The 24,043-nt window shown below is 62.9% G+C and carries 27 protein-coding genes; 11 read left to right on the forward strand and 16 right to left on the reverse strand.

All coding sequences use genetic code 11. The features are described 5' to 3' along the window. Nucleotides 1-36: 36 nt before the first annotated feature. A complete protein-coding gene (locus ACOZK4_RS21365; RefSeq protein ID WP_421593680.1) occupies nucleotides 37-675 on the reverse strand; it encodes a glutathione S-transferase family protein in 639 nt (212 codons plus the stop codon). Between the two features lie 111 nt (nucleotides 676-786). Next, complete coding sequence (locus ACOZK4_RS21370) at nucleotides 787-2,001, reverse strand: NADP-dependent isocitrate dehydrogenase (protein WP_244759091.1); 1,215 nt, start codon at nucleotides 1,999-2,001, stop codon at nucleotides 787-789. Nucleotides 2,002-2,217: 216 nt separating this feature from the next. Between ACOZK4_RS21370 and ACOZK4_RS21375 the strand changes: the two genes are divergently transcribed. From ACOZK4_RS21375 to ACOZK4_RS21410, 8 genes are all read left to right on the forward strand, one after another. Then, nucleotides 2,218-2,793 (forward strand): hypothetical protein, encoded by a 576-nt coding sequence (locus ACOZK4_RS21375; protein ID WP_421593681.1) that lies wholly within the window; start codon nucleotides 2,218-2,220, stop codon nucleotides 2,791-2,793. 67 nt (nucleotides 2,794-2,860) lie between these two features. Further along, nucleotides 2,861-3,697, forward strand: coding sequence for an RNA methyltransferase (locus ACOZK4_RS21380; RefSeq protein WP_421593682.1), 837 nt, complete (start codon nucleotides 2,861-2,863; stop codon nucleotides 3,695-3,697). Between the two features lie 16 nt (nucleotides 3,698-3,713). Then, nucleotides 3,714-4,475 (forward strand): glutamate racemase, encoded by a 762-nt coding sequence (murI, locus tag ACOZK4_RS21385; protein WP_421593791.1) that lies wholly within the window; start codon nucleotides 3,714-3,716, stop codon nucleotides 4,473-4,475. 120 nt (nucleotides 4,476-4,595) lie between these two features. Continuing rightward, nucleotides 4,596-6,107 carry a helicase HerA domain-containing protein gene (locus tag ACOZK4_RS21390; RefSeq protein ID WP_421593683.1) on the forward strand — a complete coding sequence of 504 codons (1,512 nt, stop codon included), beginning with the start codon at nucleotides 4,596-4,598 and terminating at the stop codon, nucleotides 6,105-6,107. 221 nt (nucleotides 6,108-6,328) lie between these two features. Further along, the gene (rpsD, locus tag ACOZK4_RS21395; protein ID WP_117366213.1) at nucleotides 6,329-6,946 is read left to right on the forward strand and encodes a 30S ribosomal protein S4; all 618 of its coding nucleotides are present in this window, start codon (nucleotides 6,329-6,331) and stop codon (nucleotides 6,944-6,946) included. 73 nt (nucleotides 6,947-7,019) lie between these two features. After that, nucleotides 7,020-7,949 (forward strand): glutaminase, encoded by a 930-nt coding sequence (locus ACOZK4_RS21400; protein ID WP_421593684.1) that lies wholly within the window; start codon nucleotides 7,020-7,022, stop codon nucleotides 7,947-7,949. A 43-nt stretch (nucleotides 7,950-7,992) separates the two neighbouring features. Then, nucleotides 7,993-8,859 (forward strand): tRNA 2-thiocytidine(32) synthetase TtcA, encoded by an 867-nt coding sequence (gene ttcA, locus ACOZK4_RS21405; RefSeq protein WP_421593685.1) that lies wholly within the window; start codon nucleotides 7,993-7,995, stop codon nucleotides 8,857-8,859. Then, the gene (locus ACOZK4_RS21410; protein WP_421593686.1) at nucleotides 8,849-9,667 is read left to right on the forward strand and encodes an inositol monophosphatase family protein; all 819 of its coding nucleotides are present in this window, start codon (nucleotides 8,849-8,851) and stop codon (nucleotides 9,665-9,667) included. Before ttcA ends, ACOZK4_RS21410 begins: the two co-directional genes overlap by 11 nt. Nucleotides 9,668-9,784: 117 nt before the next feature. Here the strand turns inward: ACOZK4_RS21410 and ACOZK4_RS21415 are convergent, their stop codons facing one another. From ACOZK4_RS21415 to ACOZK4_RS21445, 7 genes are all read right to left on the reverse strand, one after another. Then, nucleotides 9,785-10,990 (reverse strand): multidrug effflux MFS transporter, encoded by a 1,206-nt coding sequence (locus ACOZK4_RS21415; RefSeq protein WP_421593793.1) that lies wholly within the window; start codon nucleotides 10,988-10,990, stop codon nucleotides 9,785-9,787. Nucleotides 10,991-11,115: 125 nt separating this feature from the next. Continuing rightward, nucleotides 11,116-11,451 carry a Grx4 family monothiol glutaredoxin gene (gene grxD, locus ACOZK4_RS21420; protein WP_257948371.1) on the reverse strand — a complete coding sequence of 112 codons (336 nt, stop codon included), beginning with the start codon at nucleotides 11,449-11,451 and terminating at the stop codon, nucleotides 11,116-11,118. 151 nt (nucleotides 11,452-11,602) lie between these two features. Continuing rightward, complete coding sequence (locus ACOZK4_RS21425) at nucleotides 11,603-12,139, reverse strand: hypothetical protein (protein WP_421593687.1); 537 nt, start codon at nucleotides 12,137-12,139, stop codon at nucleotides 11,603-11,605. 7 nt (nucleotides 12,140-12,146) lie between these two features. Next, the gene (locus tag ACOZK4_RS21430; protein ID WP_421593688.1) at nucleotides 12,147-12,389 is read right to left on the reverse strand and encodes a hypothetical protein; all 243 of its coding nucleotides are present in this window, start codon (nucleotides 12,387-12,389) and stop codon (nucleotides 12,147-12,149) included. Between the two features lie 6 nt (nucleotides 12,390-12,395). Further along, entirely contained in the window at nucleotides 12,396-12,629 is a 234-nt protein-coding gene (locus tag ACOZK4_RS21435; RefSeq protein ID WP_117366205.1) for a BolA/IbaG family iron-sulfur metabolism protein, read from the reverse strand. Between the two features lie 16 nt (nucleotides 12,630-12,645). Continuing rightward, nucleotides 12,646-14,883 carry a phosphoribosylformylglycinamidine synthase subunit PurL gene (gene purL / locus ACOZK4_RS21440; RefSeq protein WP_421593689.1) on the reverse strand — a complete coding sequence of 746 codons (2,238 nt, stop codon included), beginning with the start codon at nucleotides 14,881-14,883 and terminating at the stop codon, nucleotides 12,646-12,648. Nucleotides 14,884-14,986: 103 nt separating this feature from the next. After that, the gene (locus ACOZK4_RS21445; protein ID WP_421593690.1) at nucleotides 14,987-16,408 is read right to left on the reverse strand and encodes a PLP-dependent aminotransferase family protein; all 1,422 of its coding nucleotides are present in this window, start codon (nucleotides 16,406-16,408) and stop codon (nucleotides 14,987-14,989) included. Between the two features lie 94 nt (nucleotides 16,409-16,502). Between ACOZK4_RS21445 and ACOZK4_RS21450 the strand changes: the two genes are divergently transcribed. Continuing rightward, a complete protein-coding gene (locus tag ACOZK4_RS21450) occupies nucleotides 16,503-16,718 on the forward strand; it encodes a DUF1127 domain-containing protein (protein WP_421593692.1) in 216 nt (71 codons plus the stop codon). Nucleotides 16,719-16,725: 7 nt separating this feature from the next. Here the strand turns inward: ACOZK4_RS21450 and ACOZK4_RS21455 are convergent, their stop codons facing one another. The 5 genes from ACOZK4_RS21455 to purC are packed head-to-tail and all read right to left on the reverse strand — an operon-like array spanning nucleotide 16,726 to nucleotide 19,163. Next, on the reverse strand, nucleotides 16,726-17,118 hold the full coding sequence (locus ACOZK4_RS21455) for a hypothetical protein (protein ID WP_421593795.1): 393 nt from the start codon (nucleotides 17,116-17,118) through the stop codon (nucleotides 16,726-16,728). A 47-nt stretch (nucleotides 17,119-17,165) separates the two neighbouring features. Beyond that, nucleotides 17,166-17,837, reverse strand: coding sequence for a phosphoribosylformylglycinamidine synthase subunit PurQ (purQ, locus tag ACOZK4_RS21460; protein ID WP_421593693.1), 672 nt, complete (start codon nucleotides 17,835-17,837; stop codon nucleotides 17,166-17,168). Then, nucleotides 17,834-18,091, reverse strand: a complete 258-nt coding sequence (locus ACOZK4_RS21465; RefSeq protein ID WP_421593695.1) for a hypothetical protein — start codon at nucleotides 18,089-18,091, stop codon at nucleotides 17,834-17,836. Before ACOZK4_RS21465 ends, purQ begins: the two co-directional genes overlap by 4 nt. 19 nt (nucleotides 18,092-18,110) lie before the next feature. Beyond that, nucleotides 18,111-18,353 carry a phosphoribosylformylglycinamidine synthase subunit PurS gene (purS, locus tag ACOZK4_RS21470; RefSeq protein ID WP_421593696.1) on the reverse strand — a complete coding sequence of 81 codons (243 nt, stop codon included), beginning with the start codon at nucleotides 18,351-18,353 and terminating at the stop codon, nucleotides 18,111-18,113. Between the two features lie 45 nt (nucleotides 18,354-18,398). Then, nucleotides 18,399-19,163, reverse strand: coding sequence for a phosphoribosylaminoimidazolesuccinocarboxamide synthase (gene purC / locus ACOZK4_RS21475; RefSeq protein ID WP_313528771.1), 765 nt, complete (start codon nucleotides 19,161-19,163; stop codon nucleotides 18,399-18,401). Nucleotides 19,164-19,387: 224 nt separating this feature from the next. Between purC and ACOZK4_RS21480 the strand changes: the two genes are divergently transcribed. Continuing rightward, nucleotides 19,388-19,708, forward strand: a complete 321-nt coding sequence (locus tag ACOZK4_RS21480) for a DUF1476 domain-containing protein (protein ID WP_313528768.1) — start codon at nucleotides 19,388-19,390, stop codon at nucleotides 19,706-19,708. 69 nt (nucleotides 19,709-19,777) lie between these two features. Here the strand turns inward: ACOZK4_RS21480 and ACOZK4_RS21485 are convergent, their stop codons facing one another. Both ACOZK4_RS21485 and ACOZK4_RS21490 read right to left on the reverse strand, forming a co-directional pair. Further along, nucleotides 19,778-22,366, reverse strand: a complete 2,589-nt coding sequence (locus tag ACOZK4_RS21485) for a sensor domain-containing protein (RefSeq protein WP_421593697.1) — start codon at nucleotides 22,364-22,366, stop codon at nucleotides 19,778-19,780. An 86-nt stretch (nucleotides 22,367-22,452) separates the two neighbouring features. Further along, nucleotides 22,453-23,013: an alpha/beta hydrolase gene (locus ACOZK4_RS21490; protein ID WP_313528764.1), complete on the reverse strand. Its 561-nt coding sequence runs from the start codon at nucleotides 23,011-23,013 to the stop codon at nucleotides 22,453-22,455. Nucleotides 23,014-23,184: 171 nt separating this feature from the next. Between ACOZK4_RS21490 and ACOZK4_RS21495 the strand changes: the two genes are divergently transcribed. Further along, nucleotides 23,185-23,985 carry a DUF2189 domain-containing protein gene (locus ACOZK4_RS21495; protein ID WP_421593698.1) on the forward strand — a complete coding sequence of 267 codons (801 nt, stop codon included), beginning with the start codon at nucleotides 23,185-23,187 and terminating at the stop codon, nucleotides 23,983-23,985. The last annotated feature ends 58 nt before the right edge of the window (nucleotides 23,986-24,043 follow it).

The following is a 24,043-nucleotide window of genomic DNA, read 5'->3' on the forward strand; positions in this document are numbered from 1 at the left end:
TAACGAAGGAGAGGTTGGCGAGGCAGTTGCGCCTTCTTAGCTGGCTTTCGCCGCCGCAAGCTGCCGGTGCATTTCCTCATCATCGATCGCCTTTGCCTTCAGATAGGCGGGGCGGTCCTTCAGGCGGTCCCAATAGGCCTGGTACTCCGGCCGCGCCTCAAGGGTGCCGAATTGCAGGCCCCAGCTTATATGCGAGCCGACATAGACATCGGCGGCGGAGAAGGTGTCGCCGGCGATGTAGGACGTGCGGCCGACGGCATAAGACAGCGCGTCCAGCACCGATTCATAGCTGCCGCAGCCGATGCTGCGTTCGCGCTCCTTCGGAACGGCGATGCCGAAGCCTTTCAGCGAGACGGCCATTTCCAGCGGGCCGGCGGCGAAAAACATCCAGCGGTAATAGTCGGCGCGCTGGCTTGTCGGCGGGGCAAGGCCGGCTTCGGGGAAGGCGTCGGCCATGTAGGCGCAGATGGCGGCGGCTTCCGTCACCACGACCTTGCCGTGGCGGATGGCCGGCACCTTGCCCATCGGATTGACCGCAAGATAGTCCGGCGCCTTCATCGAGCCTTCATAGGTCAGCCATTCCGTGCGGTAGGGCGCGCCGACCTCTTCCAGCATCCAGCGGGCGATGCGCCCGCGCGACATCGGGTTGCTGTAGAAAACGAGCTCGTCGGCCATGGTGTCCTCCTCGAATGGCGAGGGGGAGAATAGGGCGTGGCGGGGCGGTCACAAGCCTGCCCAAAAGAAAAAGCCCGACGCGATGGCCGGGCTTTCTCGGTCTTCTCAGGCTCAGGCCGCCATGGCCTTGCGCAGGTTCTCATCGATTTTGTCGAGGAAGCCCGTCGTGGAGAGCCACGGCTGGTCGGGACCGATGAGGAGCGCGAGGTCCTTGGTCATGAAGCCGGATTCGACCGTGTCGACGCAGACGCGTTCCAGCGTTTCGGAGAATTTTGCCAGTTCCGCATTGCCGTCGAGCTTGGCGCGGTGGGCGAGGCCACGCGTCCAGGCGAAGATCGAGGCGATCGAGTTGGTCGAGGTTTCCTCGCCCTTCTGGTGCTGGCGATAGTGGCGGGTCACCGTGCCGTGCGCGGCCTCGGCTTCGACGGTCTTTCCGTCAGGCGTCATCAGAACCGAGGTCATCAGGCCGAGCGAGCCGAAACCCTGGGCCACGATGTCGGACTGCACGTCGCCGTCATAGTTCTTGCAGGCCCAGACATAGCCACCGGACCATTTCAGCGCCGAGGCGACCATGTCGTCGATCAGGCGATGTTCGTACCAGATCTTGGCTTCCTTGAACTTGTCGGCGAATTCCGCGTCGAACACCTGCTGGAAGATGTCCTTGAAGCGGCCGTCATAGACCTTGAGGATGGTGTTCTTGGTCGAGAGATAGACCGGCACCTTGCGCTGCAGGCCGTAGTTGAACGACGCTCGGGCGAATTCGGTGATCGAATCGTCGAGGTTGTACATGCCCATGGCGACACCGGCGGAGGGGGCATCGAACACGTCGTATTCGATTTCCTTGCCGTCTTCGCCGACGAACTTCATCGTCAGCTTGCCCTTGCCGGGGAACTTGAAGTCGGTGGCGCGGTACTGGTCGCCGAAGGCGTGGCGGCCGACGATGATCGGCTTGGTCCAGCCCGGAACGAGGCGCGGCACGTTCTTGCAGATAATCGGCTCGCGGAAGATGACGCCGCCGAGGATGTTGCGGATCGTGCCGTTCGGCGACTTCCACATCTTCTTCAGCTTGAATTCCTCGACGCGGGCTTCGTCCGGCGTGATCGTGGCGCACTTGACGCCGACGCCGTGCTTCTTGATGGCGTTGGCCGCATCGATCGTCACCTGGTCGTCGGTGGCGTCGCGGTTTTCCATGCCGAGGTCGTAATATTCGAGGTCCACGTCCAGGTAGGGATGGATCAGTTTGTCCTTGATGAACTGCCAGATGATGCGCGTCATCTCGTCGCCGTCGAGCTCGACGACGGGGTTGGCGACCTTGATCTTTGCCATGGGGAGCCTCGTGCTTGTAGGGGCGGAACGCCCCGGATCGTGGACTTCAAAAGAACCGATTGGCCCTATAGCATCCGAGACCCGGAAGGCAAAGCCAACGAAGGAATGAGGCGGTTTATTTTCCTTGCAGCACGGAATAACTTTTGCCCGAATTCCGTTTCAGGAAGGTTCGCTCGCGGTGCCCGTCCGGGTCGCCGCCATCCAATGGAGAATATCATGTCGCGTTTCGGTCTCGTGGCGCTCGCCGTCCTCTTTCCCGTTGCCGTGCACGCCGCCGACTTCAAGGCGCCTGTCACGGAAATCATGTCGGCTGCGACCAACAACTGGCAGGACATGGGCACCGACAGCGACACGCCGCCCGACTATGTCGACTATTTCAGCGAGGACTTTCTGAAGCGCCTCTACAGCAAGGATTTCGTCACGAAGTACCGTGCGGCGGCGAAATTTCCGGCCTATGACGATGGCGGTTCGCCCTTCGATTACGACCCGATCATCGGCGGCCAGGATGGCTGCGCGCTGAAGGACGTGAAGACCACCGAAAGCCAGCCGGCCAATGGCGCGGAAGACGTGACCGTGACCTTCGACAACAGCCATTGTTTCGGCGAGCGCGCGGCCGACTGGAAGCCGGAGACGCTGGTCTTCAAGATAATCGAAGAGGACGGCCACACCGTCATCGACGATATCGAGCGCCCGAGCTTCGAGGACGGCGCATCGCTCAAGAAAGAAATGGTGGAGATCGCCGAAGCCGGTGCCAATGGCGGCAATGCAGAAGCCCCCGAAAGCGCCGAATAGCAGCCGATGCTTTTCATTGCCGGCCGTTTATGCCAGTGAGGCGCCAACTTTCTAGGGAAGACTTGGCATGGCAGGCACGAACAGCGAACGCACGATGATCGCCGAAGGACCGGCGATCATCCTCGTTCATCCGCAACTGGGCGAAAATATCGGCATGGTCGCCCGTGCCATGGCGAATTTCGGCCTGGCCGAACTGCGCCTCGTCAATCCGCGCGACGGCTGGCCGAGCGAGAAGGCGATCTCCGCGGCCAGCAAGGCCGATCACGTCATCGAGGCGGCGAAGGTCTATGCTTCGCTGGAGGAAGCCGTCGCCGATCTCGAATTCGTCTATGCGACGACGGCGCGCGACCGCTACGGCTACAAGGAAGTCCGCTCGCCGGTCGTGGCTGCGGACGATCTGCGCGTGCGTTTCCGGGCGGGCGAAAAGACCGGGATCCTCTTCGGTCGCGAACGCACGGGCCTGACCAATGAGGAGATCGCGCTGGCCGACGAGTTGGTGACCTTCCCGGTCAATCCCGCCTTCGCCTCGCTGAACCTTGCCCAGGCCGTGCTCCTGATGAGCTACGAGTGGATGAAGAGTGGCTTGGCCTCCGTCGAGGACACGCCCTTCGATGCGCTGCCGCAGCGCCCGGCCAAGAAGGAGGAGCTGCAGGGCCTCTTCGATCATGTGGAAGAGACGCTCGATGCGCGCGGTTATTTCCGGCCTGCCGAAAAAAAGCCCAAACTGGTGGAGAACCTGCGCGCCATCCTCACGCGTCCCTCCTTCACCGGCACGGAGATCCAGGTCTTGCGCGGCATCATTTCCTGCCTCGATCGCTTCACGCGGGAATCGCCGCGCGGCGTGACCAACCCCAACCGAACCCGCAACCGCCGGCCGAAAGAGCCCCGTGACCTTGACGAATAGCGCCAAGCCTATCCTCATGTTCGACAGCGGCATCGGTGGCCTCACCGTGCTGCGCGAGGCCCGCGTGCTGATGCCGGAGCGGCATTTCATCTATGTCGCCGATGATGCGGGCTTTCCCTATGGCGGCTGGGAAGAGCCGGCGCTGAAGACGCATATCATCGAACTCTTCGGAAAACTCCTGAACGGGCACGACCCGGAAATCTGCGTGATCGCCTGCAACACGGCCTTCACGCTCGTCGGCAGCGATCTGCGCGCCGCATTCCCGCATATGCAATTCGTCGGCACCGTGCCGGCCATCAAACCCGCCGCCGAGCGCACCCGCTCCGGCCTCGTCTCGGTGCTCGCCACCCCCGGCACGGTCAAGCGCGCCTATACGCGCGATCTCATCCAGTCCTTCGCCACGCAATGCGACGTGCGCCTCGTCGGCTCGGAAAACCTCGCCCGCATGGCCGAAGCCTATATCCGTGGCGAAACGCTGTCCGACGAGGCCGTGCGCGCCGAAATCATTCCGTGCTTCGTCGACGAGATGGGCCGCAAGACCGATATCGTCGTGCTCGCCTGCACGCATTATCCCTTCGTCGCGAATCTCTTCCGCAAGCTCGCGCCGTGGCCCGTCGACTGGCTCGACCCCGCCGAAGCCATCGCCCGCCAGGCCCGCCGCCTCGTGCCGCCGCTGGAAACGCTGGCACCGGGCGAAGACATCGCCGTCTTTACCTCGGGAAAGCCGGACTTTTCGACACGGCGCCTGATGCAGGGTTTTGGGTTGCGCGTCGTCTGACGTGGCTTTCCCTGTGGGTTTTTCAAAAGCCACGCGTGACGGCGGTCCGTTTCGTGTTAGGGCTTGCCGGATGTCCGGTGGCGGCCGGGCGAATCGCATATTTCAGGAACGAGGAACGGGATGAAGGTCGGCATCGACATGGGAACGGTGCAGGGCGGCGCACCGGCCAAGCTCGATATCGAGGAACTCTTGGCAACGCGCCTGCTGGTGCAGGGCAATTCGGGCTCGGGCAAGTCGCATCTTCTGCGCCGCCTGCTCGAACAGTCGGCACCTTGGGTGCAGCAGGTCATCATCGACCCCGAGGGCGACTTCGTCACGCTGTCCGATCGCTTCGGCCATGTGGTGGTCGATGGCCAGCGCACGGAAGCCGAACTGGTCGGCATCGCGACCCGTATCCGCCAGCACCGCGTGTCCTGCGTGCTCTCGCTCGAAGGCCTCGAGGCCGACGAGCAGATGCGCGCAGCCGGCATTTTTCTCAACGCCATGTTCGATGCGGACCGGGATTACTGGTATCCGGTGCTCGTCGTGGTCGACGAGGCGCAGCTCTTTGCGCCCGCCGTCAGCGGTGAAGTCTCCGAGGAGGCAAGAAAACTTTCGCTTGGCGCTATGACCAATCTTATGTGCCGTGGCCGTAAACGCGGGCTTGCCGGCGTCATCGCCACGCAACGCCTTGCCAAGCTTGCCAAGAACGTCGCGGCCGAGGCCTCGAACTTCCTGATGGGCCGCACCTTCCTCGATATCGACATGGCGCGCGCCGCCGATCTGCTCGGCCTTGATCGCCGGCAGGCGGAAATGTTCCGCGACCTGCCACGCGGCTCCTTCGTGGCGCTCGGCCCAGCACTTTCGCGTCGCCCGCTGCCTGTGACCATCGGCGCGGTGGAAACCTCCGCGCGCTCGACCAGCCCCAAGCTGATGCCGCTGCCGGATGCGCCGCAGGATGTCGAGGACCTGATCTTCACGCCCGATCCCGAAGAGTTTACCCGCCCGCTGGTGCGCCGCGCGCCGCCCGCGCCGCGCCCGACGACGGATATCCTTGCCGAATTGTCTCGCGCACGCCCAGAACCGGTCCAGACCGAAACCAAGGCACCTGCGCCAGAGATATCCGCCGAAGAACGCGAAAGCCTGCTCGATCAGGCCCTCGCAGAAATCCTCAGCAATCCGGAAGCGGCCTTCCGCGCCGATGCCGAGCTATTCCAGGATTTTCTCGTGCGTTGCCGCATTCGGCGTGTGCCCGGCGCACCGCTCTCGCTGCCGGCCTTCCGCCGCAAGATGGCAGTGGCGCGCTCCGGCGTCGATGCCGAGACGGCGGCCACCGAGATCTGGGGCAGGGCGCTCGAACTGTCGCGCAATGTCACCGAGGACTTGCAGGGCGTGTTCCTGCTGGTTGCCCAGACGGCAGTACGCGGGCTTGCCTGCCCGTCGGACGCCCGCATTGCGCGCGCCTACGGCACGCATTCGGCCCGCCGGGCGCGGCGTCTGCTCGGCTATTTCGAGGAGCAGGGCCTGGTCGTCGTGCACAGCGATCTCGCCGGCCATCGCATTGTCGCCTTCCCGGATCTTGGCTGCGAGACCCTGCCGGGCGACGCCAATGGGCCGGACCTTGGCGATTCCCACCGCGATGCGGCGGAATAGGCGGATTTTCCGGGCTTTGTTCGTTGACAGTTCTGTAAAACTCGCCTAATGACCCCGCCAGCGCCGGGCAGAAATGTCCGGTGTTTCATTTGACATGTCCCGTGGATTCTCCGGTCGCGATCGTGAGAAGCCTGTCGGAACCCGAAAGGTTCAGAGGAGGGCGTGTTTCCTTGAGCCAGTCCGGCAACGGGCAGGCCATAACAAGACTTAGAGGAAATGCGATGAGCAAGCGCGCTGCATCCAAGTACAAAATCGACCGCCGTATGGGCGAAAACATCTGGGGTCGTCCGAAGTCCCCGGTCAACCGCCGCGAATACGGCCCGGGCCAGCACGGCCAGCGCCGCAAGTCCAAGCTTTCGGACTTCGGTGTTCAGCTCCGCGCCAAGCAGAAGCTGAAGGGCTACTATGGCGATATCCGCGAGAAGCAGTTCCGCGCGATCTTCGCTGAAGCCGAACGCCGCAAGGGCGACACCCCGGAAAACCTGATCGGCCTGCTCGAATCGCGTCTGGACGCGATCGTCTACCGCGCCAAGTTCGTTCCGACGGTCTTCGCTGCCCGTCAGTTCGTCAACCACGGCCACGTCAAGGTCAACGGCGTCCGCGTCAACATCGGTTCCTACCGTTGCAAGCCGGGCGACGTCATCGAAGTCAAGGAAAAGTCCAAGCAGCTCGTCACGGTTCTCGAATCCGTCTCGCTGGCTGAACGCGACGTTCCGGACTACATCGAAGTCGATCACAACAAGATGGTTGCGACCTTCGTTCGCATCCCGGTTCTGTCCGACGTGCCTTACGCCGTTGTCATGGAACCGCACCTGGTCGTCGAATTCTACTCGCGTTAATTCGCGGTCGACACCTTGCTTAATCCGGAAAAGCCGCCAAGAAATTGGCGGCTTTTTCTTTGGGGAAAATCGCATGACGGATTTGCAGGCCATCATTGAGGACATCCACGCCACGCTGTCGCCACGGCGCGGCGAGGGCAAGGTGGCGAACTACATTCCCCAGCTTGCCCATGTGGATCCCCAAAAATTCGGTATGGCCGTGGTGACGGTCGATGGCGATGTGCATCTTGTCGGCGATGCCGAGGAACCCTTCTCCATCCAGAGCATCTCCAAGGTTTTTACGCTGACGCTGGCGCTCGGCAAACACGGCGAATCGATCTGGAAGCGCGTCGGTCGCGAACCCTCCGGCTCGGCCTTCAACTCCATCGTCCAGCTGGAACAGGAAGGCGGCATCCCGCGCAATCCCTTCATCAATGCCGGCGCTATCGCCATCACCGATCTTGTGCTGGCCGGCCACACGCCGAAGGAAGCGATCGGCGAGATCGTGCGCTTCCTGCGGTATCTCGCGGATGAAGAGGATATCATCATCGACCAATCGGTGGCGCGTTCGGAACAGGCGACGGGCTTCCGCAACTATGCGCTCGCCAATTTCATGCGCTCGTTTGGCAAGCTCGACCATGCGGCTGAACTGGTGCTCGGCGTTTATTTCCACCAATGCGCGCTGGCCATGAGCTGCCGGCAGCTTGCCAAGGCAGGTCTGTTCCTCGCCAACAGCGGCACCAATCCGCTGACAGGCCACCGCGTCGTCTCGCATCTTCGGGCGCGGCGTATAAATGCACTGATGCTGACCTGCGGCCATTATGACGGCTCGGGCGATTTCGCCTATCGTGTCGGCCTGCCCGGCAAGAGCGGCGTCGGCGGCGGAATTCTGGCCGTGGCACCCGGAAAGGCGTCCGTTGCCGTCTGGTCGCCCGGTCTCAACGACAACGGCAATTCGCTCATCGGCTCGCTGGCGTTGGAAATGCTGGCGGCGCGCACCGGCTGGTCGGTCTTCGGGGCTTGATTGTGCCGCCGGTTCGGGGCATTGCAAACCCATGACGGCACCTATGACCCTGGCATTCGCTGACCCCGACGACGAAACACCGGACGAAGGCCGTCATCCGCTTTTTGCGGATGCGCCGTCCAGCGTCTCTTTCAACAAGCTGCGCAAGCGCCTGCTGCGGCAGGTCCGTCAGGCAATGGACGATTTTGCCATGCTTAAGGGTCAGAAGCGCTGGCTCGTCGGTCTCTCCGGCGGCAAGGACAGCTACGGCCTCCTCGCGCTGCTGATGGACCTGCAATGGCGCGGCCTGCTGCCGGTGGAGCTGATCGCCTGCAATCTCGACCAGGGGCAGCCAAATTTTCCAAAACATATCCTGCCGGAATATTTGAAATCGATCGGCATCCAACACCGCATCGAATACCGCGACACCTATTCCATCGTGAAGGAGAAGGTGCCGACGGGGGCGACCTATTGCTCGCTGTGCTCGCGGCTGCGCCGCGGCAATCTTTATCGCGTGGCCCGGGAGGAGGGCTGCGATGCGCTGGTGCTGGGGCACCATCGCGAGGATATCCTCGAAACCTTCTTCATGAATTTCTTCCACGGCGGGCGGCTTGCCGCCATGCCCCCAAAACTTTTGAATGACGAAGGCGATCTCATGGTGCTGCGTCCGCTCGCCTATGCGGCTGAGGACGATCTGGCGAAATTCGCGACGGCCATGCAGTTCCCGATCATCCCCTGTGATCTCTGCGGTTCGCAGGACGGCCTTCAGCGCAACGCGATGAAGGCGATGCTGGCGGATATCGAAACGCGCATGCCCGGCCGCAAGGACGCCATGCTGCGCGCGCTCGGCCACACCAATCCCTCGCATCTTCTCGATCCCAAGCTTTTCGATTTCTCCTCCCTCGAAACGGTAAAAAGCAATGACGATTGACATCAATGCCCTGGCGCTTGTGCTTGCACAGGCCGCCGAGACAGAAATCCGCCCGCGCTTCCGGGCGCTCGCCAAAGGCGACGTCCACACCAAGGCCGACGCGAACGATCTTGTGACGGTCGCCGACGAGGCGGCGGAACGCTTCATCAAGCGGGAGGTGGCCGCGCAGTTTCCGGGCGTGCTGTTCGTCGGCGAGGAATCGGTCGCGGCCGACCCGGCGCTTCTGTCGAAGCTAGGCAATGCCGAAACCGCTATCGTCGTCGATCCCATCGACGGCACCTTCAATTTCGCCTCCGGCGTACCGCTCTTTGGCGTGATGGCGGCGATCGTCTCCGGCGGTGAAACCGTCGGCGGCATCATCTACGACCCGATGGGCGATGATTTTGTCATGGCCGAAAAGGGCTCCGGCGCCTGGCAGACCGGCGATCACCGCCCGGCCGTGCGGCTGAAGGCCCGCGGCGGTGCCGCCCTTGAAGACCTGACCGGCATGGCCTCCACTAGCTTCCTCGACCGCGATCGCCGTGCGCGCATCCTGTCGAACCTCGCCAAGGTGGCCTTCGTCTCGAACTACCGTTGCGCCGCGCACGAATATCGCACCTTCGCCGGCGGCCACCTGCATTATCTCATGTACAACAAGCTGATGCCTTGGGATCACCTGGCCGGTACGCTGATCGCCCAGGAAGCCGGTGCCTATGCCGCCCGCTTCGATGGCTCGGCGTACCAGCCCCACCACACGGAAGGCGGCCTGCTGGTGGCGGCGGACAAGGACACCTGGGAATTGTTGCGCCGGGAAGTCTTCGTCGATTGAGGCTCTATTCCTAAAGCAAAAGACCCGGCTGCATCAGCAGCCGGGTCTTTTTTTGTCTAAAAATCTCTCCGTCATGCTCGTGGCAAGCCCGCGGATGACAGAGGAGTGGTCGTTTCCTTAAACCGGCTTGTTATGGGCCTGGAACAGCTTTCCGCGCTCGGCGATCAGCACGAAGATCAGGCCGATGATCGAGAGCGTGAAGAAGCCGGTGACGAGCGGCAGCGCCGTGCCGTTGAAGGACTGCCCGATGATCGCGCCGATCACCGTGCCGCCGGCCGTGCCCATGAAGCCGAGCACGGAGGAGGCGGTGCCGGCGACATGGCCGAGCGGCTCCATGGCGAGCGAGTTGAAGTTCGAGCCGATCCAGCCGAACTGGAACATCGCCAGCGCGAAGAGCACGATGAAGATCGGGAAGGGCACGTGACCCGGCCAGACCAGCGTGAGGGCAAGCCATAGCGTGTTGACCGTCAGGAAGCCCACGAGGGCGCCGTGCGACAGCTTGCGCATGCCAAACCGGCCGACCAGCTTGGCGTTGACGAAGGACGACAGCGCCATGAAGGCGGCGACGGCGGCGAAGGCGACGGGGAACCAGACGCCGAGGCCGTAGATGCCGACATAAATCTGCTGCGCGGAGTTGATAAAGCCGAACAGCGCGCCGAAGATGAACGTGCTCGCCAGCGTGTAGCACAGCGCCACGCGGTCCGTGAGAACGATGCGGAAGCCGCCAAGGACCGAACGCACCGTGAAAGGACGCACGTCGTCCTCATGCAGCGTTTCCGGCAGGCGGATATACATCCAGGCCCAGACGATCATCGCAACGACGGCCATGAAGGCGAAGATCAGGTGCCAGTTGCCGAACAGCATGACGACCTGACCAATGCTCGGCGCCATGACGGGAATGACCATGAAGACCATCATGATCAGCGACATCACCTCTGCCATTGCGCGCCCGCCAAAAATGTCGCGGACGATCGAGACGGTGATGACGCGCATCGCCGCCGAGCCGATGCCCTGGATGAAACGCAGCGCCAGCAAGGCGGCAAAGCTCGGCACGAAGATCGCCGCCAGCGACGAGACGACGTAGATGCCCAAGCCGACGAACATCGGCAAGCGACGGCCGAAGCGGTCTGAGATCGGACCGTAGAGCAGCTGCGCGAAGGCGAAGCCGATCAGATAGGCCGAGATGACATATTGCCGATGGTTCTCGTTTTCGACGCCGAGGCTGGCGCCGATCTGCTGGAGGCCGGGCAGCATGATGTCGATGGCGAGCGCATTGAGCGCCATCAGGAACGCCATGAGCGCAATGAATTCTATCTTGCCCATGCCTTTGAGGCGCTGGGAAGATTCGAGGGAAAGTCCAGACATATCAATTCATTCCATAAAAGAGATAAGGCGCCGCTGGGGTGCGGCGCCTTTGAAAAGCTTGCCGGCCGGAAGACCGTGAAGCGTCAGGCAGCGCCCTTGATCGAAATACCCTGTTCCTGAAGGTGAGACTGCAACTCGCCCGACTGGAACATTTCACGCACGATGTCGCAACCGCCGATGAATTCACCCTTCACATAAAGCTGCGGGATGGTCGGCCAGTTGGAATAGTCCTTGATGCCCTGGCGGATGTCGGCATCGGCGAGCACGTTGATGCCCTTGTAGTCCACACCCACGTAATCAAGGATCTGCACGACCTGACCGGAGAAGCCACACTGCGGAAATTCCGGCGTGCCCTTGAGGAACAGGACGACGTCGTTGGTCTTCACTTCGTTGGCGATGAAATCGTGGATGCCGCTCATAGTCGTATTCCCTAGCAAATCGGCTTCAAGGGCCGATGCGATGAACCATGCGCCCTAAATAACAACCTCGGGTGACAAATGCCAGAAGGCCCTCAGGAAAAAATGGCAGGGGCTGCCTTAGCAAGTTGGGGGTGTTGCGCGGCTGCCGCGCCTATTGCGTGCCGTCGCAGCGGCTCGCGCCGGTGGATGTCACACTGCCATCGGCAAAATCGAGGGTCTTCTCGACCGTGATGACCGTGCCGAAACCGTTTGCTTGAAACTCGGTGAAGCCGGGGCAGGTGTCGGGCGTCCCCTCGACCGTGCGCTCCCAGAAGACGAGCTGGCCGTCGCGAACCTCGAAGGCATCGGAGGGCGCATCGAGCAGCACCGTACCCTCGTCCAGATCGTGCACGACGACATCGCCCTGCGGGCCGGTCGAGCGGCTCAGCACGAGGATATTGCCTTCCAGCGCATAGAACCACAGGGGCTCGCCGGGTTCACCGATGACGTCGTCCGCTTCATCCGGGTCAAAACGGCAAGCCGACGTCGTGCCCGGCTCGATGGCCGTCACGGCGATCTGCGCGCCCGGCTCTTCGCCATAGGCTTTCACGGCGACGCGGTAGCTGTCGCTGGAATGGCACTCGACCTCCTGCGCTGCCGCGGGCAAAGCAACAAGGGAGATGCCAAGCGAGAGGACGGCGAGACGCATGGCCGGATCAGCGGCTGCGCTGGCGGGAGCGACTGGCCGCCGTACGTCGGCGGCTCGTCTGTTTGCGGGCCGGCTTCAGCGCGGCCTCCAGGATATCGCCGAGGATGCCGCCGGAGGCCTTCTTGCGCGTTGTCGTCTTGCGGCGCGTGCGCTTGGTGGTCGCGGTCTTGCGCACGCCGGTCTTCTTCAGCACCTCTTTCAGGGCTGCGTCGACCACGCCGGAAACGAGTTCATCGAGAAGGCCCGCCATGACGGATCAGTCCGGAATGGAAGTCTGGAGGGCAAGGGCGTGCAGAACGCCGCCCATATTGCCCTTCAATGCGTCGTAGACCATCTGGTGCTGCTGCACGCGGGTCTTGCCGCGGAAGGCTTCCGCGACGACCTCGGCTGCATAATGGTCGCCGTCGCCGGCGAGATCGCGGATGACCACCTTCGCTCCGGGAATGCCGGATTTGATGAGGTCTTCGATATCGCCGGGTGACATGGCCATGAAACTGCTCCCTTATTTATTCTGCGGCGGCAGCGGCGGTGCCGTTGCCATCCATGAAATCAGGGAACCACGATTCATGGGTGCTGCGCAATTGCTCAATCGGCAGCGAGAACAGGCCATCCACGGCCAGCGCATCACCGACGACCGTGCCCAGACGGCGGAACGGGATGCCCGCACCTTCCGCATTGGCTGAGACGAAGTTGGCGAGATCGGCCGGAACCGCGAGCACATAGCGGGCCTGGTCTTCACCGAAGAGCAGCGCATGCGCCGGGCCGTGCGCCTCGGAGAGATCGACCTTGGCGCCCTTGCCGGAGGCCATGACCATTTCGGCGAGTGCGATGGCGAGGCCACCCGAGGAAATGTCGTGGCAGGCGGTGACCTGGCCGTTGCGGATGGCCGAGCGCACGAAATCGCCGTTGCGGCGTTCGGCATGCAGGTCGACTTCCGGAGCAGGGCCGTCGATCTTGCCGACGACGTCGCGCAAATAGACGGACTGCCCGAGATGGCTGCCGTCGGTGCCGATGAGGATCAGGTGGTCGCCGTCGTTGGCGCCGCCGATCTTGGCCATGACGGACCAGTCGGGCAGCAGGCCGACGCCGGCAATGGTCGGGGTCGGCAGGATCGCGATGCCGTTCGTCTCGTTGTAGAGCGAGACATTGCCGGAAACGATCGGGAAATCGAGCGCGCGGCAGGCTTCGCCGATGCCCTGGATGGCCTTGACGAACTGGCCCATGATCTCGGGCTTTTCCGGGTTGCCGAAGTTCAGGTTGTCGGTGGAGGCGAGCGGCTCGGCGCCGGTCGCGGTGATGTTGCGCCAGCATTCGGCGACGGCCTGCTTGCCGCCTTCGAACGGATCGGCCTCGACATAACGCGGGGTGACGTCGGAGGAGAAGGCGAGTGCCTTGGAGGTGTGACCTTCGACGCGCACGACGCCGGCATCGCCGCCGGGGATCTGCAGGGAATTGCCCTGGATCAGCGTGTCATACTGCTCATAGACCCAGCGGCGGCTCGACTGGTTCGGCGAACCGACGAGCTTCAGCACGGCCTCGCCATAATTGGCGGGCTCTTCCACCAGATTGGCCGGCAACGGTGCGGGCTTGCCCGGCTCGCGCCACGGGCGGTCGTATTCCGGGGCTTCGTCACCCAGTTCCTTGATCGGCAGGTTCGCGACTTCCTCGCCCTGGTGCAGGATGCGGAAGCGCAGGTCGTCCGTCGTGGTGCCGACGATGGCGAATGCGAGACCCCACTTGATGAAGATCGCCTTGGCGACTTCTTCCTTGGCGGGCTCGAGAACCATGAGCATGCGCTCCTGGCTTTCCGACAGCATCATCTCGTAAGCCGTCATCTGTTCTTCGCGGACAGGCACGAGGTCGAGGTTCAGTTCGATGCCGAGGTCGCCCTTGGCGCCCATTTCGACGGCCGAGCAGGTGAGGCCGGCGGCACCCATGTCCTGGATGGCGATGACGGCGCCGGTCTGCATCAGTTCCAGGCAGGCTTCCAGCAGGCACTTTTCGGTGAAGGGGTCGCCGACCTGCACGGTCGGGCGCTTCTCTTCGATCGACTCGTCGAATTCGGCCGAGGCCATGGTCGCGCCACCCACGCCGTCACGGCCGGTCTTAGCGCCGAGATAGACGACCGGCAGGCCGACGCCCTTGGCTTCCGATAGGAAGATGGCGTTGGACTTGGCCAGGCCGGCGGCAAAGGCGTTGACGAGAATGTTGCCGTTGTAGCGCGGGTCAAACTCGACCTCGCCGCCGACGGTCGGCACGCCGAAGGAATTGCCGTAGCCACCGACACCGGCAACGACGCCCGAGACGAGGTGGCGGGTCTTCGGATGGCTCGGTTCACCGAAGCGCAGCGCGTTCATTGCCGCGACCGGGCGGGCACCCATGGTGAAGACGTCGCGCAGGATGCCGCCGACGCCCGTCGCCGCACCCTGATAGGGCTCGATATAGGACGGGTGGTTGTGGCTCTCCATCTTGAAGACGACGCAGTCGCCGTCATCGATATCCACCACGCCGGCATTTTCGCCCGGTCCCTGGATGACGCGCGGCCCCTTGGTTGGCAGCGTGCGCAGCCAGCGCTTGGAGGACTTGTACGAGCAGTGCTCGTTCCACATGGCCGAGAAGATGCCGAGTTCGGTGAAGGTCGGCTCGCGGCCGATCAGCGAGAGGATGCGGTCGTATTCATCCGGCTTCAGCCCGTGGGCGGCAATCAGCTCCGGGGTGATCGGGCGGGTGTTCGAAATGGTCATCGTCGCTCGTCTTGTCGTGGAGGGCAGGATTGCCGTCTCTTTAACCCAAGCCGACTTGTCGCGCGACAGGAAAATGACCCTCAAACACAAGAGAACGCGGCTTTCAGGCCGGGCTGTCATAGCCCGTCGGTGCGTTTTCCAAGAGCCGGCGCAGCCGCATCAGGCCGCCGGCGACCTCTTCGCGGTCTGCCGGCGAGGAGAGGCCGATGCGCACGCGATGAAAGGTCTTTTCCGAGCGCCCGGCTTTGAACTCGTCCTCGTCGTCGATGAGGATGTCTTCGGCGAAGGCCGCTTGCCGGAACGTACCCGACAGCCAGGGATCCGGCAGTTTCAGCCAGAGGAAGGGCACACGCGGATGCGAGTTGAAATCCAGCCCTTCGAAGATTTTTCGCGCATGGGCTTCGCGGATGCCGACCTCTTCGGAGACTTTTGCGCGGATGGCATCGGCCATGCCTGACAGGACGAGGCGGGCGGCAAGCTCGGCGAGCAGGAAGGGCAGGCCGCCGCTCACCATCTTGTGGGCGATGCGCACGCGCTGCGCCAGATGCGGCGGGCAGGCGATCCAGCCGCCTCGCACGCCGGCCGCGACACTCTTCGACAGGCCGCCGACGAGGAAGGTGCGCTCGGGTGCGATTTCGGCCAGCAGAGGAATATCGTTGTTCGCCGTCGCGCCATAGAGATTGTCCTCCACGAGGAAGACATTGTGCCGCTTGGCGATGGCGGCAATCGCCCGGCGGCGCTCTTCCGGCATGGTGACGAGCGTCGGGTTCTGGGCGCCGGACATCAGGAAGGCGAGCTTGGGGTGCTGCTGCACGCAGACCCGCTCGAAATCCTCGGGGATGACGCCGTAAGCATCCGAATCGACCAGTGCGGTCTGCCGGCCGAGCAGCGCAGTGCCACGGCTGACCTGCGAATAGGTGACATGCTCGAAGACGATGCGGTCTCCCGGCGATGTGATGACCGACACGGCGGCAATGACGGCGGCATGCGCCCCGAGCGTCGGGACGATGCTTTCCTGCGCCGGCTGCCAGTCACCGCGCTTCAGCCATTGGCGGCCGGCCTCCAGCCAGTGCGCCGGAAAATTCCGGGTATAGCTTGAAATCTCGTTCGGCTGTTCGCGACAGATGGCCGAGAGGATATCGGTGACAATGGCCGATTGTCCCACATCCGTGGCCGCCGTCGTATCGAAGCGCAGCTTGCCGGGCGGTGCATTGGCGGCGCGGGTGCCGACGAGACGGGCACTCACCGGGTCGATGCCCGTGGCCGCATCGTCATTGTCGGGAGAGCCCAGGACATAGGTTCCGCGCCCGACCTCGCCACTGACGAGCCCGCGCTCGCGCACCATGCTGTAGGCGCGGCTGACCGTGCCGATCGTCACACCGATATCGTAGGCGAGGTTGCGTTGCGGGGGCAATTTGCTGCCGGAGGCGAGCATGCCGGTATTGATGGCCTGCTCGATCTGGTCGGCGATGCGAACATAGAGCGGGCCGTCGGAGGCCTGAAGATTGGGAAGCCAATTTGTCATGGTGGCAATTCTTATATTGCACCGTTCTTGAAGTCAATTATCTCCTGAATGCACCGATTGTCACGCTCCCAGTGGCATGTCAGGAGAAAGTTCCATGGCAATTGATACAATCTTCATCGAGGGCGAATTTAAGCGCCCCGCTTCCATTCGCGGATTGCTCTATCGCTCATCGCTCGGCGTGCGGGCATGGTGGGTCAAGCGCCGCACGCGCCACGCGCTTGTCGAAATGACGGAAGAGCAGTTGCGCGACATCGGCATCACCCGCAGCGACGCGCAGCGCGAAATCGGCAAATCGTTCTATTGGGATTGAGGGCTGCTCAGCAGCCCTTGCCGCCGGCTGCCCAGCGCTGGACATCGGTCGCGATGCGCGCGCCGACCGGTTCGGCCATCAGGGGACCGAAGGCGTCGAGCTTGGCCGGACTGCCTTCCGCCTGCACGACGAGCAGCGGACGCGATTCCGGCGAATTGCGGTGGACCACGAGAATGCGCGGCCGACCGGAGAAGGAATTCAGCTCCGGTGCGAGGCGATAGGCCTTGAAGGCCGGGTCACCCGATTTGAACCAGCAGCTGTTGGCGCCGAGCGCGACGCGCTCCATGGTCGGCAGTGCAGCGCCACCCACCTTCGGCGGCGGCGTCTTCGTCTGGCAAGCAGCCAGAGCCGCAGCGGCAACGAGCGGCAGGAGGAGCTTGGCGGAGAGACGAGGGCGCATGGAAAGCCTTTCGGGTATGGACATGCGCCCTTGATAGCAACGGCGGGTTAAGCAGCGATTACGTCGAGCACCGACGCGAAGAGCGCGCGGCCGTCGGAACCGCCATGGGCGGCCTCGATGAGATTTTCCGGGTGCGGCATCAGGCCAAGCACATTGCCCTTGGCGTTCATCACGCCGGCAATGTCGTTGATCGAGCCGTTCGGGTTCGTGCCTTCTGCGTAACGGAAAACGACCTGGCCGTTGCCTTCGATCGTAGCCAGCGTCTCAGCATCGGCAAAGAAGTTGCCGTCATGGTGGGCGACGGGGCAGCGGATGATCTGGCCCTTGTCATAGGCGCGGGTGAAGTCCGTTTCGGCATTCGCCACTTCGAGCTTCACTTCGCGGCAGACGAATTTCAGCGAGGCATTGCGCATCAGCGCGCCCGGCAGCAGGCCCGCTTCGAGCAGGATCTGGAAGCCGTTGCACACGCCCAGAACCTTCACGCCGGCTTCGGCCTTCGCCTTGATCGCCTGCATGACGGGCATGCGGGCGGCAATGGCGCCGCAGCGCAGATAGTCGCCATAGGAGAAGCCGCCGGGGATGACGATGAGGTCGACATCCGGCAGGTCCGTTTCCGTCTGCCAGACGGTGACCGGCGCGGTGCCGGAAATCTTGGTCAGCGCCGCGATCATGTCGCGGTCACGGTTGAGGCCGGGGAGCTGGACGACGGCGGACTTCATGGGTGTGGTTCAAACCTTGCCTGGGCCTCGGCGAGTTCACGCAGTTCGAGGCGTTTTTCGATATGGTCGAGACGCTGGTCCATGTTGGCCAGGCGCGAATAGATGTGGTGAACATCCTGCTGAACTGTAACGATCGCTCCTCGCGTCGTGATCATCTCACTGCGAAGATCGGAAAGCCCTATGTCCAATTTGTCCATTCGGGCATGGATGCTTTTCAGCACCTCGTACAGCAGTTCGTTCGTGACATCTGCCATTGTCTATCTCCCTCAACCGTCAGGCGAGGGCGATAGTATAGTTCTCGATTACCGTGTTGGCCAGCAGCTTCTCGCACATGGCCTTGAGGTCGGCTTCGGCCTTGGCGCGGTCGGCCGTGGCGAGTTCGAGATCGAAAACCTTGCCCTGGCGAATGCCGCTAACGCCGTCGAAACCGAGGCTGCCGAGCGCGCCTTCGATGGCCTTGCCCTGCGGGTCGAGAACGCCGTTCTTGAGCGTGACCGTTACGCGTGCCTTGATCATGTCTTCCTCTTCAAACCAAAATCCGAAGCGCCGGGCAGGCGCCTATTACTTGACCAGAACCGGGCCGGTGCCGCGCGGGGGCTCGTTCTCGTTGATGATGCCGAGACGGCGGGCGACTTCCTGATAGGCTTCGAGAAGCCCGCCGAGATCGCGGCGGAAGCGGTCCTTGTCCATCTTTTCCTGCGTGGCGATGTCCCACAGGCGGCAGCTGTCGGGCGAGATCTCGTCGGCGATGATGATGCGCATCATGTCGCCTTCGAAGAGGCGGCCACATTCGATCTTGAAATCGACGAGCTGGATGCCGACGCCGAGGAACAGGCCGGACAGGAAGTCGTTGACGCGGATGGCGAGCGCCATGATGTCGTCGAGTTCCTGCGGGCTTGCCCAGCCGAAGGCCGTGATGTGCTCTTCGGAGACCATCGGGTCTTCGAGCGCATCGGCCTTGAAGTAGAATTCGATGATCGAGCGTGGCAGCACCGTGCCTTCCTCGATGCCGAGGCGCTTGGAGAGCGAGCCGGCGGCGACGTTGCGCACGACGACCTCGAGCGGAATGATCTCGACTTCCTTGATCAGCTGCTCGCGCATGTTCAGGCGGCGGATGAAGTGGGTCGGAATGCCCATTTTGTTCAGCTGCGTGAACAGGTACTCGGAAATCCGGTTGTTGAGCACACCCTTGCCGTCGATGACATCGTGCTTCTTCTTGTTGAAGGCGGTCGCATCATCCTTGAAGAACTGGATCAGCGTGCCCGGCTCAGGGCCCTCATAAAGGATCTTGCCCTTGCCCTCGTAAATACGGCGGCGACGGTTCATGATTTTTCTCTGTTGTTGGCGCGCTTGGGCTCGCGCAGGTGTCGTTCGTTTGCGCTCCCTTAAACGAAATGCCACAGTTTAACAATCGCCGCGATGCCCGATCCCCCGTTTTCCGGCGTTCCGGCAAGTTTCAGCGGGGACGAAAGTTCGCATTGCACTTTTGCCGTCGTTTTGATTTATGGGCGTGGAAGCCTAAAGGGTGAAAGAATCTACGGGAGTCATAGATGACCAGCATGCAGGATCGGGAAAAGGCCTTCGAGGCCAAGTTCGCGCTGGACGAGGAACTGCGCTTCAGGGCCGAAGCACGCCGCAACAAGCTGGTCGGCCTGTGGGCTGCAGGCCTGCTCGGCAAGACCGGCGACGAAGCGGACGCCTACGCCAAGGACGTCGTTGCCGCTGATTTCGAAGAAGTCGGCCATGAAGACGTCGTGCGCAAGGTGAAGGCCGATCTCGACGCCGGCGGCGTTGCCCGCAGCGAAGATGAGATCCGCGTTCAGATGATCGAGCTTCTCGCCGTTGCGATCTCGCAGCTCGAAGCCAAGTAATCGCGCCATATCATATTCGCTTGAAACGCCGTCCGGTTCTGCCGGGCGGCTTTTTTGTTGCGTTGTGTATCAGCGGTTGACGGCGCGGCGGACTTCGTTCTGCAGGTCGCGCACATTGCCCGCCTCGAGCCGCCACTCCTCGCGCCGCACGAAATCGGGAATTGCCTGTGCCGGCATGGGCCGGGCAAGGGCATAGCCCTGCAAAATGTCGCAGCCGAGATCGCGCATGATGGCGACATGGGCCGGCGTCTCGACGCCTTCGGCCACGACCTCGATGTTGAGGGAGCGGCCGATCTCGACGATCGTGCCGACCAGCTTGCGCTGGCCCGGCGAGCGGCTCACCGGCTTGACGAGCTGGCGGTCGATCTTCAGCCGGCGTGGGCTGAGCTTCATCAGGCTGACGATGGACGCATGGCCGGTGCCGAAATCGTCGATTTCGATATCGATACCGAGCTTGCGCATCTCCGCGAGGTTTTCCAGCACGGTGCGGTCGCAATCGTCGAGGAAGATGGATTCCAGGAGTTCGAAGGACAGCGATTGCGGCTTGATATCAAGCGTGCGCAGCGAGCGCCCCAGTTCAGGGTCATGCAGGCGCTTGGAGGAGACATTCGCCGAGATCTTGCCGATGCCCAGTCCGAGCGACTGCCACTCGGCAAAGTCCGCGAGCGATTTTTCAAGCACGATTCGGTCGATCGTGGCGACGCAGTCGAGATCCTCGGCGATCTTCAGGAAGGTGTCGGGTGCGAGGATGCCGCGCGTCGGATGATCCCAGCGTGCCAGGGTCTCGACGCCGATGATGTCGAGCGTGCGGGCGCAGAATTGCGGCTGGTAATAGGGCAGGAAGCGGCTCTGCTCGATGCCGGAGAGGATTTCGTCGGCCGTCTGCTTGTTGACGATGATCTGCGCCTGGAAGTCGCTGGTGAAGAATTCGTGCCGGCTGCGGCCGCGGTTCTTGGCGCGGTAGAGAGCGAGGTCGGCATTGACGAGCAGCTGCTTGGCGTCGATCGCCGCACCCGACTGGCTGGCAATGCCGACGGAGGCGCCGAACCGGCAGATATGGCCGTTGAAGGTCACGGGCTTGCGCATCGCCTCGACGATCGCCTCGGCGAGCACAGCCAGATTGCGTCCGTTCGGGCCGGAGGAAAGGAAGACGAACTCGTCTCCGCCGATACGCGCAACGAAGTCGCCATCGCCTTTCAGTTCGCGGAGAACTCCTGCGGCATGGATCAACATCTGGTCGCCGGCGAGATGGCCGAGCGTGTCGTTGATTTCCTTGAAGCGGTCGAGGTCGATATGCAGCACGGCGAGGCGGCTGCCGGTCTGCTGCGCCTGCCTGGCGGCGTCCTCGATGGTGGCGTCGAGATAGCGGCGGTTCGGCAGGCCGGTCAGGTGATCATGCAGGGCGGTATATTCGATGCGTGCCTTGGCACTTTCGAGTTCGCCTGCGCGGGCCTCTGCCAGTTCCTTCGCGTGCGTCAGCTCTTCCTGCAGCTCGACGTCGTCGGTCACATCCCAGTTGGCACCGATGAGGCGGGGCACACCGGTCGTATCGACATAGGGCGCGGAACGGCCGCGCAGGTGGCGGATTTCGCCGTCACCTCTGATGATACGAAATTCGTTGGCGAAATCCTTGCCGTTGAAGACCCCGTCCTGCACCTTGGTGGTGGCCTTGCGCTGATCCAGGGGGTGCAGCGCGCGTTCCCAGGTCGTGGCATTAGGCTCTTCCGTCAGGCCGTATATCTCGACCATGCGGTCGTCCCACTGGACTTCGCTGGTCTTGAGATTGACCTCGAAGACACCGATGCGCGAGACGTCGAGCGCCAGTTCGAGGCGGCGCGACATCTGGGCGAGGCGTTCTTCGGCCTCCTTGCGCTCGGTAATATCGGTATCGGTGCCGGCGATGCGGCTCGGCTTGCCGTCCGGACCATATTCCACGACGGCGCCGCGGCTTTCGATCCAGACCCAATGGCCTTCCTTATGCCGTTCGCGATAGGAAAAGACGCTAACGGGCGTCTGGCCGGTTTCCTGCTTCTTGATCTCGCCGATGACATGCGCCCGGTCGTCGGGATGTACGCTCTGGATCCAGCTTTCCAGTGAGCTGTCGATTGCATCATCCGGCTGCAGGCCGCGGATGGCGCGCCACTGGCGGGAATAGAACAGGTCGCCGCGGGAGAAATCGTGGTCCCAGACGCCTTGCCCGGCGGATTCCAACGCATGGTTCCATCTCGCCTCGCGCTCGGCGAGCTCCAGCGCGTTGCGCTTGCGTTCGTCGATATCGATGGTCTGCACGATCATTGCAGGCGGCGTGGCTTCGCCGGGAGGGGCAGGCGGCTCTATGAAGGAGGCGAGAACCCAGAATTCAGTGCCATCAGGCCTTTGGAGGCGGATTTCCCAGGGTGCCTGTTCGGCTGATTTGGGGCGCATCGCATAGGCGATGATCGAGCGGTCCTTGGCGGATACGCAGGCGTCGAAACGAGGCAGGTCTTCGAGCGCGGTAACGGCAAAGGAGCGCAGCAGCGTGGCATTCGCCTCGACGATACGGCCTTCTGCATCGAGTGCCGCGAAGCCGAAGCCGGACCGCGCGAAAAGCTGACGATACAGCGGTTCACGTTCCGTTTTTTCCACAGCAAGGGAGGTCGAACCGGGTGGTTTGGCCATGAAACGCGGCGCCTGCAAAGAACTCAACAGTCGCAGCGTGCAGGATTTCTATGAAATTCCTCTTAATGGCGAAATGCAGACGGCCGTCAGGCCGGCGGCTTGAGCTTGCTGAGGAATTGCGCGAACACCATGGTTCCCTCCGGCCAGGGGCCGTGGCCGGACTCGGTGTTGATATGTCCGGCTTCACCGGCATCGAGCAGCAGCGAACCCCAGGCCGCGGCGATGTCGTCGGCATGCTCATAGGCCCCGAACGGATCGTTGCGGCTGGCGACGACCAGCGACGGGAAGGCAAGCGGCTCGCGCGAATAGGGGCCGAACGTCGTCAGATGCGCCGGCTCGATATCCGGTTTGGTGAGATCCGGCGGCGCGACGAGGAACGCACCGGCCACCTTGTTGCCGAGATGCGGCGCGGCATGGATGGCCGCTGCGACGCCGAGAGAATGCGCAACCAGCACAACGGGCTTTGAGGCCGCCGCGACTTCATCGACGATCCGCTGCACCCAGTCTTCCCGCACCGGCTTTTCCCACTCCGCCTGCTCGACACGGCGCGCCGAGCCGAGCTTGGACTGCCAGCGGCTCTGCCAATGGTCAGGCCCGGAATTGGTGTGGCCGGGAACGATGAGGATGTCTGCTTCTGAGGCTTTCATGCGCCCGGATGTGCGTTCACGAAGTGCTGAAGTCAAGAGGGTGGGACAAATCGGTCCAGCAGGTGTATGATTCCCGTTCTCAATGCCAATCACGGCCCACCGTGGTGGCGGACGATTGCCCTCCACACGCGCGGATGCCGTGACGGTTGAAAACCGGCAGGAGGAATGGTCATGACGACTTTTCATGTGATGGCGGGTGCCCGTGATATGGTGACACGGCCCGCCGTGCGGCGGATCGGGTTGTCCGATATTCGGGATGCGCTGGCGCGGGGTTTCGACGATTTCCGCGCCAAACCGTCCCACTATGTTTTCCTGAGCCTTATCTATCCGATTTCGGGCGTGGTGCTCGTCACCTGGAGTTCCGGTGCGAACATGCTGCCGCTGATCTTTCCGCTGATTGCGGGTTTTGCGCTGCTCGGGCCGTTCTTGGCGCTCGGCCTCTACGAGATCAGCCGGAGGCGCGAGCGGGGCATGGACACGTCCTGGCGCCATGCGCTGGAGGTGCGTCATTCGCCGGCCTTGCCGTCCATCCTCGCCGTCGGTGCCATGCTCACGGTGCTGTTCGTGGCCTGGCTGGTCTTCGCCCAGATGCTCTATACGAGCCTGTTCGGGCCGGAACCGCCGCGGTCGCTGGCGCTTTTCCTCGCCTCCATCTTCAGCTCCGAAAACGGGCTGCTCCTGATGCTGGCGGGCAATGCCATCGGCTTCTGCTTTGCGCTTATCGTGCTCGCGACGACCGTCATCGCCTTTCCGCTGATGCTCGACCGGGATATCGGCGCCGTCGCGGCCATCGAGACGTCTTTGCGTGCGACGCTCGTCAATCCGGTGCCGATCGCCTGCTGGGGCCTCATCGTCGCGGCACTGCTGATCGTCGGCACTATCCCGCTCTTCGTCGGCCTTGCGGTGATCATGCCGATCCTCGGCCATGCCACCTGGCATCTCTACCGCAAGGTCGTCGTCGAAGAGCGGTAGTCGCTGTTTCGTGGGCGGCGCCGCCTGGAGGAGAACGTCGCCGCCTGCCAGAGGGGAG

This window comes from Shinella sp. M27, assembly GCF_049199905.1.
Classification (GTDB): domain Bacteria; phylum Pseudomonadota; class Alphaproteobacteria; order Rhizobiales; family Rhizobiaceae; genus Shinella.